Genomic DNA, 12818 nt, shown 5'->3' with positions numbered 1-12818 from the left:
ACTTTATAAGTAGAATCAGCGTCAAACTCTTCTATAGGTTTAATTAGTAGACGCGTACTTAACAATGGGTCTACTTGAGCATTAAAGGTCAACTCTAAACCATTAGCACTGCCATCATCTTTACTTAAGTGAAGGTAGCGAGCTAAGTAAACCCCTGCGTCTTGGTTAGCGGGGATACTTAAGCCATGGTTGAAGTCAATAACAATAGTGCTATCAACAGCAACATGAGTAGCGTTTTGCTCGGGGGAATGCTTAACGATATCACTAACATAAGTATCGATTAACTGTAAGCGAGAAATATAACCACCTAGACAACTACCCTCCCCAGTTTTTGTTTCTTCTACATAAGCGGTTAAGGCTACTCCATCATCAGTAAGATGTTCTACAGCATTGGGAAGCCCATTCACCCCACTATAGTTGCCTTCTACCCGGCAAGTATTTAAATCAGAGGCTAAATGCAGAGCATCCAATACAGAAACATTATCAACGCGACTCGTATCTAAAAGATCAAATTCATAACTTCTTAGGGTTTTGCCATTACTTCTCAACTGGCTAACCGAGGTATAAGTGCTACTCATACCATCAAGATGAGTTTTTAAAGGAAAACCGTTGTCTTGATAATGCCCTAAATGGTTTAACGAGCTATTACTTTGAAGCCCAACAATGCCAGCACCAGAGCCAGCCACTGCCAGTCGATTGTTATCGCCCTGAGAAGATACTTTTAGAGAGTTTTCTCCATCTAGTAACCGTACAGCTACTTGTGGAGCGGAAGGTCGAGACAGGTCATAGTCAACGAGATACGATTTTCCACGATACGAAGAATTAACCAGCAGTTTTTCACCAACAATAGCAAAATCTTGAATGTTTAATGGTCGAACAACCCCACCAATGCTAGCAGTCGTTATACGCTGTAATAAACTTGGTCTTACTGGGTCAGCTAAACTAAATAGCGTAATCTCGCTATTGTCTACCTGCCCTATTAACAATTTATCGACTACCTGCATCTTTGTAGGTGCATTGGCACTTGGAATAGGTAGAGCAAACAGTATGTCTCGGTTCTTACTGCCTTGACCTAACTCTTCCGGTAATCGATTTTCTCGATCATAAACCAATATCCAACTTCGACTTTGATAAGCTGTATTTATTAGTGGTATATCGAAACCATTGGCAGACACATAAAGCTGGGTATCAGACAACACCATCGTTCTAGGCCATACATCTTTTGGCAAGTCGTAATAACCTAAACCATGCATTGGCGCAGCATTTTCTAGTTCACCAAAATCATAATGAACCAGCGATAACCAAGCAGGTGAAACTAATTGATTAAACTCATTAGTATTAACTAAATTGTTATGGTGTGGGCCATCTAAAAAGGGAATAGGTAATCCCAACACATAAAGCAAGCCCAATTCACTATCCGACTCCAAACCGATAATTCGACCTGCAGGCAACTTTGTAACATCGGGCGCGATCAATGGAGGTAAGCCCTCAGAAGCACGATTTATATCTTTTAAGATATCTGCTGTACTTACAGGTTTACGAGTTTGAATAGTTCGATTAACTGACAAACCGCCAAAAAATAGCGCCTTAGACTTTTGAGCCACTTGATTAGTAATAGCGTCCACAAGAACCAAATCCACATAAGTTCTTGCTGGTAGATCGATATTGGGAACCACCCATTCTAGGCGTTCACCACTATGTAAAATGAGAGAATCATTGTTTACAACCGATTGGTATAGCAGCTCTGAACTACCATGTTGATAAACCTTTAAACCTAATGACTCATTAAAACCATAACCAGTCAAAGTTACACGTTCGCCTGCGCCAACTTGTTTGACATTTACAACACCGGGAGTGACAGCATTAATCTGTAATACATCTAAATACGTAAAACCGCCAATAATCGAAGCGGATAAACCAACAGAATTAGAAACATGAACGGCGGCTGGGCCGGCATAATTAGGTGGAGTAACAATGTGTAAACGGCTCACTCCATCAACTGAGTCAATTGAAGATATTTGAGCGGCTTGATGACCGAAAGTAACACTTGGCTCCTCACCAAGATGAGTAACCTCAATAATCACATCTTCGCCACCTTTCACTGTACCCGATGATGGCTTAATCGACTTAACAATAGGGGACGGCAAATCACCGGCCACTGAGGTATGAAATTCCCAAACATAATCATTCGCAAGAACATAGCCCGTGAGAGGAGTTAAACCTGATTTAACAACTACCGTATAAGTAACTCCAGCCTGTAGTTCTTGGAGTGGGCTTACCTGTAATGCAGTATGGCTATCCACTACCCTATCTACAAATGTGACAGAAAACTGCTCACTAATATCTTCACCTAGTTGATAATTACCTTGACTATCTTTCAGTACAGAACCTTCAAAAACATTTACAAAATCAACAACATTCTGTTCTCCCGCTAAAGGCGCTGAAAAATCGATAAGAAATGAAGGGATGGCCGTGCTAACGTGGTGCTCGTTTCGCCCTGGTAGCGTGTCCACAACAGTTAGTTCTGCTAGCTCAATTCTTGCAATACCTTGTTTACCACTGGCAACTTGAATAGCTCCGCCCGCTAAACTTAGGTCTCTCGCTACATAACCCAATTCAGTAGCTTTATGATTTAGCATTGCAGGGATAGAGGCATCTACACCCGTTTGGTTCAAGCTCTCTAAATCAAAAACTTGCAACACGGTTTGGCTGGGTTTGTCTTCTTGATCAAGGTACTGGGTTGTTAAGTAAGCTTGGTTACCCACTACCGCTATATCGTAACCACCAGTTGCTCTTAAGTCTTGTCGCTCTGCCTTTATCGATACTGATTGAACAAACTTAGGGTGGTAGGGGTCACTCACGTTAATAACTGTAAATTGAGATACTTGGCCATCGCCAGCCATTTCAGCTACAAATACACGGTCACCAACCACTTCAATGCGATTCGCAACACCCAACGTATCAATTGATGCAACAATCGGCATGGCAGGATCAGCAATATCGGCAATAACCACGCCTTGGTGAGATGCAGCAATAAAGGCAAAGTTACCTGCAATTTTAACGTCTCGAGTGAAGCCATCGGGCTTGATAAAGCCAACTCGTCTTGGTGCGCTAAGTTGGCTGAGATCAATAATTTGAACACCGCCATAACCATTAGCAACAAAAGCTAAACCATCCTTTCTATCAAGACCAAATACCTGTGAGTATGGCAGGGTATAACGCCCTTCTAGTAAATACGGCAAGCCAAACTGTCCATCACCATTACGTATAGAGAAAACCAATAGCTCTCCATCTTGGCCACCATAGTACTTAGCACCAGTCTCTGGGTTAAGATCAATTTCTTCTTGTAAAATAGAACTAAAGGAAGCACTAGGTAGACTCTTTTTACTGCTAGTAACTCCATGTTTAGATGCTAAAACAAAATTAGCATCAGAATGAATCTCACTAATAATCCCTTCAAAATATTCAGACGCCCCATTTAGCAACTCTGAATAAACAAAACGCTCACCAAGCTCATTATCTTCTGCGACAAACTCTGTCAAAAACAAGCCTGAACAAGCGCCACACGGATCATTTGCTAGTTCATTCGGTACAAATGCAATTCCTTGTTCAGCAACTAAAGGATCTACTGTACTCCAACTTCCTAACACCGCGCCTCTACGTTCACTAGAGCTAAATTGCTGAATCGCATTGTAGTAAACACTTTTGGCTGCTTGTTCGTTACCTAGGCTTGGCATAAAATAAGTCTGACTAGTCAAACCTAAACCCACTTCATGAGTGGTCTCAGCAACGGTTTCATGGTTTGGAGTGACCACCTTGGCAACAATCCTCACCCTTTCATTACGATTGCGCTGTCTAGCTAGTACCTTACCGTCAGCTAACTGGGTCCAATAAACATAACGATGTGAATTTGGCTCACTAAGCTCTATATCGGGGCGCACACCATGATCAATGCGATATAGCTGAGTATTCTGACTAGCCAATTCAACCCAACTTCCATCTTCAGCTTGGTACTCTCGAATAAGTGTTGCTAACACAGTGCGATTCTCAGCTACGCCAATATCCGTAACAGCCACGGCAATGGTTAGAGTCTCGGCCTGAGTTAATATGTCTTTATCAACTGGGTCCAGCACTTCCAAAAGCGGTTTAACTGTATCTTCTAAAATACCAACGTGTACTACTTGCGAACGACCGGGTTGGTTTAATCTATCATATGCTACTGCTTGTAGTGCAAAGCCTTGGACACCTTCTGGTGGCAGTATGTCTAACTGATACTGGCCAAATTGCCCAATACCTCCAGAGAGAGTAGAGATACTTTCAAATACACTATCAACCAATGAACCGTTTATATAAAAGTCCACACGGTCAATACCTTCAACGCCCAAGTCATCATCCACTTCGGCAACTACAGACATAACTTGCCCCTGAATAACCGAAGCTAAGTCGTTGCTTGGCTGGATAATTGTTGCTGTAGGTGGCTGATCAGCTTGAATGTTGAGTTGCGCTGCTAGAGAAGGCTCTGAACTATTCCCATCTAAATCTTCTGCTATCGCCCTAAAAGCGATCTTTTTACCCGCCATTCCCTGAGGGATTGTTATATCAAATTGATAAGGAGCTAAACCATCAGAAGCAATTTTTTGAAAATTAGCATTTGCTAGGGTGTCAAATTCTACTGCCTGATAGAGACTAACCCGATTAATTCCAGACTCTAAATCAGTCGCAGTAACCCTTACAACCAGATCTCTACCCTCAGTAACCGTTGCACCATCTATCGCAACAACATGACCAAGAGTGTTTAAAAATGAAATATCATTAACAACTGGAGCTTGATTTTTAACTAGCTGCACGCTGCGAGAGACAACTGTTTTATTCCCCGCACCGTCACTAGCAGTCACCTTAACTAACAAAGGTAAACTCGTTAGAGAAGCAGATTGCTCAGCAACATAATCTGATATTTTCGCGACTGCTAATTGCCCACTCCATGGAGCAGCTAATAACACTTGGGATGAGACTAACTCTGAGTTGGAATCAAACATGCCATTGAGGTCACCATCGGCTAATAACTCAACTTTAACATTTGCGACTTTAACGTTATCTTTTACCACAAAACTAAACGGTAACTGCTTCCCTTCCGCCACCGTAGCACCAATCACTGGATAACTAATACTAAGCTCTGGTGCTAGTATGTCTTTTTCTACAATAACCATAGTCGTGTTGGCTGTGAGCACAGTGCGAGGGTCACCGAGAGTCCTCAATTCAGTCACACTTGCCGTTAACTGAAGATCACGTCCCGCTTGCCCAAATGGAATATTCAGATAAAAATCATAAGGGGCGGCTGTTGAGATAAAGGTTTTATCGCCAGACATTAATCCAGCTACAGTAAGCGAAACTCTATCTACTGCCACGTCATCAACTGCATTAACTTGGATAAGTAGGTTCTCACCTTCGGTCATAGTGCTATTATTTGAGGGTGAAGCAATAGCAACCGTGGGCGGCATATCCTCTACCAATTGAATAGCTATCTGTTCTTTGGCAATATGCTTATCCAAATCGCCATACTTTGCACCGTAGGTATCTAGCGCTTCTATTTCAATTACAAGTGTATTGTTTTCTGGGTTCGAATGATCGAACTCAGGTAGGGTTAGGCCAAAGTTGTAAGGTGGTTTTCTGTTTCTAAAGTCTAACAATACCTCTGACCCGCGGCGAACCAGAGCAACGACAGAGTCAATGCCAACATCATCATAAGCATTGACTTGAATATCTAGAAAACTTCCAGCGACTTGATTAGTACCATCGATAGGACGCTGAATATCTACAACGGGTCGCTCATCAATTTTAATGGGTAAACTAAATTCTGTACTATTAGTGTTGCCTGAAGCATCAACAGCGTTAACTTTTACCCAATAATCAAATCGAGCAGTACTAATATCAGAAACATTGTCAAAGCGATTTACAATTTCAGACAACCTTTCTACATGCAATAGCTGTGAATATATAGGGGTATCGAAGCTACTTGTTGTACTTGGATCACTATCAACACTTGGAATAGAGCTTACTCGCCTAACTGTTTCGAAAGCGTCTTGTTTTCTATAAGCTAAGCCCTCCTCCCACAATCCGTACCCCACCTCCACAGACATACTGGACACTTTAACGTTGTCGAAAGCTCTCCACCTAAAACTAAAATCACTATGTTCGGTAGCGGCAAAACCCAACTCAGGAGATATTACGGCAATCTCTGGATTAATTTCGTCAACAGCAGCAATAACACTTATGCTATGTTTACCAAGAGCGTTGTCGCTATCGGTAACTGTTGCAGTTAGCTCAATCTGATCATTTCTTTGATAAACAGTAGCCGGAACCTTCAGTAAAAACCTTTTGGTCGTTAAATTAGGGCTGTTTTTCTTAGCAAATTGTTCCGCTATAGAAACCGAGTACTTTCGTTCATATTCATCATACATCTCTTCAATAGCTTGATTGATTTGAGCATCACTAGCATTTGCACCATTTTCAGATTCAATGGTTTGTAGTAGTTCTCCGTTGGCAAACACTTGTATTTGCGACTTACCTAATAAACGGTCATCGGTGGCAACAATTCCTACACTTATTTGCACTGTTCCATTTACGATGTATTGATCAGCAGCAGGACTAACAATTCTAATTTCAGGAGCAATATTAGCCAAAGGGTGGACAATAAAGCGGCGTTCAGAAACATGTTGAGAACCATCTATCGCTCTTAGTACGTACTCGGTAGGTTCTGTCTGTAAAAATGCTATTTCAACATGCTTGTTCAATACACTACGTGTAGGATATGCAGGGCATGTGAATTCAAACTCCTCGAGATACTCTTCAACTAGCGAACCATCTCTTGTTACACGGTATAAACCTAAATGATGAAGTTCAGTATCATCAGATGCATCAAATTCTAAGGCAAAGTCTTCACCGGTGCGCAGCCAAAATTCCGCATACTCCAACACCGCTGGATCGATGATATTCTTTTGAAACTTGCCATCAACCTTGTATGAAGACAGTTTTTTCAATTTTAAAAGCGGTGCATTATTCTCGATAATCGGCAAATTTATTTCTTGAGAACTCAACTTTCCAGAATGATCTTCAACTATAGCGGTAAGATTTAGCGCGCTACCAGGAAGAATATCTTGAACTTTGTATTGAAACTCGAAAGATTTTGTTTGTGGCCAACTAGCAACTTTGGAATATAAACCTTTGTTGTCTAGCAACGACAAAGACTTAATTCCTGCATTGTCACTAGCATTCAATCTAACTGATAAAAATTCTCCATCAATAACCTCAGATTCAACACTAGGTGCTTGTATGTTTACTTCTGGAGCTTGTTGGTCAACATTCAGATTTGTAGAGATAATAGCATTTGGTGTTACCGCCTCTCTTAAATGTGAACGCCAATCTGTTGCAAAAGCAAAGAGAGATAAACGACGGGCAGAACTGATAAAAGGAATCAGCCATGTACGATCAACAGACTGGTTTAACTGAGTTAGCTTCTCAGCACTGTTAAACAACAACAAAGCCGTTCCATTGGCAGATGAGTTATCTTTAACAACTAATTGCAACTGAGTAGAGCCACTTGCGCTATGCGCTTGCTCACCAACAACATAAGGCCCCGATTTGCCGAGAAAATCAATGCGAATTTGTCTCACATAGAAGCTATCTTCAACGCCATCTATAATCGGCTTAATTTCAACATATGGAGTATTTTTGGGGATCCATTTGGTAAATATAAATTTGCCGTTGTCATCAATTAATTGATCAGCTTCAACAACAAATGAACTAGGTTCAACTTGACAAATGGAAGCCTCGGAGTAGCTAAGCTTGTACGACACAGTCGCATTTTCTACGATCAATCTCAGTGATGAGCTTGCTCGGAACTGTGCTGGTGATACAAGTATTTTTTGGTCTTTGAACGCAACAAAACGTTTATCGTCTAACTCCAGCGTTGCAGGGCTCAAGGCTTGCTCTGGATAACTGGTAGTAACTGCCCAATTTGGGTCTTGATCAACTAACTCAACTTCGCTGCTAAATAAGCGAGGATCAATCATATTATCCGCGCTTAAATTACTCCAAAAACTGCTAAAGTATGAGGGTATCTCTTCATCTAGATAGTCATCATCGATAGAAAACCGAGTACGAACCAAGTCACCATCTTGCCAATTCCTACTTGGTAATTGCTCAATCAAAGTTACCACAGGAGCTAAATCAGGTTTTATAGCAACATTATGAGTAACTTTCTCCACATTCCCAGAAGTATCTGTAACCTCAATTTTTAGATCAACGCTCATACCTTCATCAGGAACAACCCCCAAAGCAGATAAATCATACACCGAACTTGCAGACAAAGTTATGCTAGCTTGATTTAGCTGGTCAGCAGCCATTAATTCAACAATTTTGTCGGCGACTAAGGTAACTTTGTAGCTGCTAATCGCTACGTTGTCTTGCAACTCTGCGCGAAAGTCTAATTCTTGCCCCTCAACAATGCTGGTCAAAGGAGTTAAGATTCTAATTGTTGGCGCTACTTCATCATCTTTAATTACGAGGTCAATCAACCTAGAAACAATTTGATTACCACCTTGATCAAATGCTTGCACAGCAAACTTAAAGTGCTTACCGTCACCAAATTCACTAATATTTATTGGTAATCGAACTCGTGCCGTAAAATCTGAATAGAAATGTTCAGCTATTACAGCAGAGCCAAAAGAATTGTCATTATCGACAGTGACTTGTTCTACTCTGTCTTTTCTCGCTAAACTCTCCCAGCCGACACCAGTATCAACACCATCGCTATCTAGTAAAACAGCTTCTATAGCAGCAATATAGCGATCATCCGCTGCTGTTCCTACAACATTAAATGCTTGTTCGGGCAGTAAACTTAAATCGGATACCGGTTCAACCAAGGAAATGCTTGGGTCTACAACATCTTGGTTATAGCGTAACTCTAATACCAGAGTAGAACTAGCTTCATGAACATCGATTGCCCTTATCGAAATTTGAGTGTCTTGATCAAGCTTAGGTATGCGCGTAAACGCAGTAAAGTACCCTCCCGAAGCAACAACTTCCTTGAGTTTTTCACCATAAAACTGCTCAAATATTGATTCCTTACCATTCTGAGTAACAATAAAATCAACTTGAGATAATCCCAAATCATCACTTACTAAAGCAGCAATATTTAAGGCCTCACCTTCAGTGACACTAAGCCCAGAAGCTGGCTGACGTAACGAAATAATGGGAGCTTCATTTTCTAATGTATCAAATACCCAATCAACAACGCTTTGGTTACCGAAGTTATCAACAGCCTCAACCCTCAATTCAACCGATTGCTGATCTAAAACGCTCAGTGTTTGAGTCAACGTATAATCTGGATCGCTGTTTTCTATTGTGTACTTATTAACCTCGCTATTTATGCTAACCGTAATACTAGCTAGCCCAGCAGAGTCTTTAACATTTAGTGTTAAGGTATGATCTTGGTGATTTACCAATGCAACGCCTACTCTGGGAGAGATTAAGGCTATATTTGGACCAGTTTCATCAGCATGAACTGAAAGCTCTAATGAAGTTGTAGTTGATACTTGGCCTAGTGAATCCCACGCTATTGCTTTTACTAGAATAGGTTTAGCTTTATTATCCAAATCGAAATCTGCCAAATTAAGTTGGTCAGAAATCAATAATTCTGGGCCAGGCGTCAAACCCGATACTTGGTCAAAGCGACGAACTGCAATACGCTTATTATCCTGCCAGTACTCTAATTCAGCTCCCACAACAGCGCGATCATCTTTTGCCAATACACTCAAACTAATTAAGTCTGTCGGACGGTAAAACTCTTTATCACTAACAATCTCTACTATAGTAGGGGCTTGGTCTTCCAGTACAGCTAACCAAGCATGTACAACAGAGCTATTACCCGCTTTATCCCATGCTGTTATTGAAATGGGATAACTATCAAAATCATTAGCAGAACTACCAATAAACTCTGGCGCTCTTGCCATTTTCAAGGCTGAAAAAGCGGTTAACGCTCCAGGAATATCTTGAGAAGAAAACTCGTCGCTACCTATTTTCGTATCTAAACTTCCCGAGAGAAAAAAATCGTTGCCTTCTTTGTAAACTCCAGCTAACTCAAGCCTATCTACACCTACATTGTCGTAACCGGTAACTTTTATAACGAATTCTGAATTTTCAATGAGCTCTGCGTAATCCTGACCTAACTTCAAGGTATTTATCTGTGGAGATGCCAAGTTAATAACTGGCGCTTCTTCGTCAAAACCTAAAGTAATATTAACCGCAGCACTGCTACTTTTTTGCTCTTTAGTATCATAGGCTACAGCCGACAATCTCAAGGGTTGAGCTGAAGAAATGTTCTCTGGAGTATCATAAACTGTTGAATAAGGTTTAGTTTTATCGCTACCAATTAACCTTCCGTCAATATAAAACTCAACCTTCTCAACTCCAATATCATCAACAGCATCAGCACGTATCTGAACAGGCAGTCCTGCAGTGGCCACATACCCTTCTGTCGGACTAGTAATTGCTACTGATGGAGCAAAATCCTGTTTGACTGGGACACTAACAACAGTGCTTTGCACTTGCTCTTGGTGGTAGTCCGTTACCTTTGCTTGTAAGTCTAAATTTGTGTAGATCAGTTCAGGATCTATAAAGTAGTCAAATTGGACTTGCTCGGTAAGGGTCTTTTTGCCGATATGCTGATTGTTATCAACCAATACTTTCGATTCAAATTCAACACCGTTTACTAACAATGTGACTTCTGTGCCAGCCAATAGAGTATCGTCTTCAACCGACAGCAAAATTGGAATTGTTTGCCCAGCAGTAACAGAACTGCCTGCCGTTGGTGAACTAATAGCAATACTAGGCCTGTCATTCTTAACCACTCGAATTAAACGAGAATTAGTTCTAAATACAGCGTTGTTACTGCCATAAACATTCATATAGAGGCTGATATTGCGTTCGTTAGTGGAGATAGTTGGTAATTGGTAGTTTACCGACCAAGTTTCGAATATCTCCTTAACCCCAAAGAGATTCTCTCTTTGTTCTACAGATGGAAAGTTAGCCTCTCCAACGAGTTCACCATCAAAATAAAGCTCCGCTTTAGTAATACCACTATTTTGTTTACTTAAATCAGGTAAAGTACCTAAAAGGCTACTAACTGTTGCTTTAATTTGGGTATTTTCTACCCAAACGGTGCCATCGAAGGGATTTTCAAATTCAAATTGTGGTGCCACGGCTTCTGGGGCACTGACCAACTCAACCACAGAAATATTTGTACTAGATCTTTGACCTGCTGAATCAGTAGCGATAGCAGTTACATCAATAGAACGACCGGCAAAGTTAGCATCTAGTGGGAAAGACATCTTATAAGGTGGTTCAAATAACTCCCCCATCACCACTCCATCGACCAAAAACTCAACTTTTTGGATAGCGACATCATCACTCGCTATAGCACTTAACTCCAAAGTCGATGGGACTATCAGCTGGTTTGGCGAGATTATACTCACTTCAGGAAATGCATCAGCTGAAGCAACATAAAGCAATCCCTTGGCGTTAGGTAAAGCTTCCAAATAAAAAGGCACCATTGCCGGATAATCTTCAACAATAGGCGAATTAGCTTGCAACGAATTAGCTGATTTAAGCTTAAGTAAGGCTTTATATGCCTCAGGAATCTCTAGAGCAATCTTCCAGCTTTTTGGAATCGTAACAACTGATCCATCGGAGTAATGCCCCATTATATTGGGTAGAGTATACGGCTGATTTAAAGAAGGAAGTACCCAAGGCTGTTTACTTTCTCCCCCTTGGTACGAAAGACGCTCCAAGGTCTTATCATAATCAACATCAACAGTAACTTGCTCTGGCGGTAAACCAGGGTAAGTTACCGTAATAGTCGCTGGCTGATCAGAGGTTTCAGCTAATGGATACACAACCCCAGCAGGTGTTACAGCTACCAACTCGGGTGAACTAGATTCGTATTTAATGGCTCTACCTAAACCAGCCATACTAATAGGGCCACGGAACTCGAAAGTTACAATTGGATTTAATGCTACTGTTTGCAGAGGGTCGGTAATCTGAACCAAAGCCGATTCAAGTGATAGCGACAACACATCTTCTTGAATGTTGTCACCCGTTGTAACCAGCTCAGACAAAGCAGTTTGATTACCAGAAGCATCAATGGCGACAACATCAACCAAAACAACTACATCACTGGCAATAGCTGCATTACTTAGTGAACCACTAACTGGTATCGTCCAAGTAAATACACTCTGGTTATTACTCACGGGAATAATGGAAATAGTTCCTTCGGTCTTAGCAAAAGAACGCTTTCTTGCCTCGTTTATTACGCCACCTGCTTGGCGAATATCAGAAGCTCTTAAGCCTATTGCATTCACTTCAAGGCGTGAAAGATCAGTATCATCGGAGGCATTAAAGGTAACGGTTAGGTATTGATCTTTATCGACTGAAATTGATGCTCCAACAACATCAATTTGGGGCGCATTAGATTCATAGCGAAACTGCTCGTTATGGACAGTCTCAGTTTCATCAAGTCTTACTATCTTTACAGATGGAGAGTATTTTTCAGCGCCACTCAAAGTAAAACTTATCTGGCAGCGACCACTTGAATCACTCCAAGCACTAACTTCATTACTAGAAAAAGCATGGCGTAGATTAACACTTCCTGCCTCTATATAAGCAATAGAAGAACAATCACTAAACACGGCACTATAACTACTTTGTTCATTACTATTAGAGAGGGAAGATGTGGCTCTAATATCAATTTGTGCGCCACACAT

The 12818-nt window shown here is 41.1% G+C and carries 1 protein-coding gene (running past one end of the window); it reads right to left on the bottom strand.

What is annotated here, in order from left to right; translation table 11 throughout:
- A protein-coding gene (locus OAG1_RS09350) for an Ig-like domain-containing protein (RefSeq protein ID WP_338626017.1) crosses the window boundary here: on the bottom strand, nucleotides 1–12818 show its start. Its footprint begins 25441 nt before the window's first position; only the first 12818 of its 38259 coding nucleotides appear in the window; the start codon lies at nucleotides 12816–12818; its stop codon lies beyond the left edge, outside the window.

It is taken from the genome of Agarivorans sp. OAG1, from assembly GCF_037076485.1.
In the GTDB taxonomy this organism is placed as follows: Bacteria; Pseudomonadota; Gammaproteobacteria; order Enterobacterales; family Celerinatantimonadaceae; genus Agarivorans; species Agarivorans albus.
The sequence above is the reverse complement of the archived record's forward strand: the minus strand, read 5'-3'. Positions and strand labels throughout refer to the sequence as shown.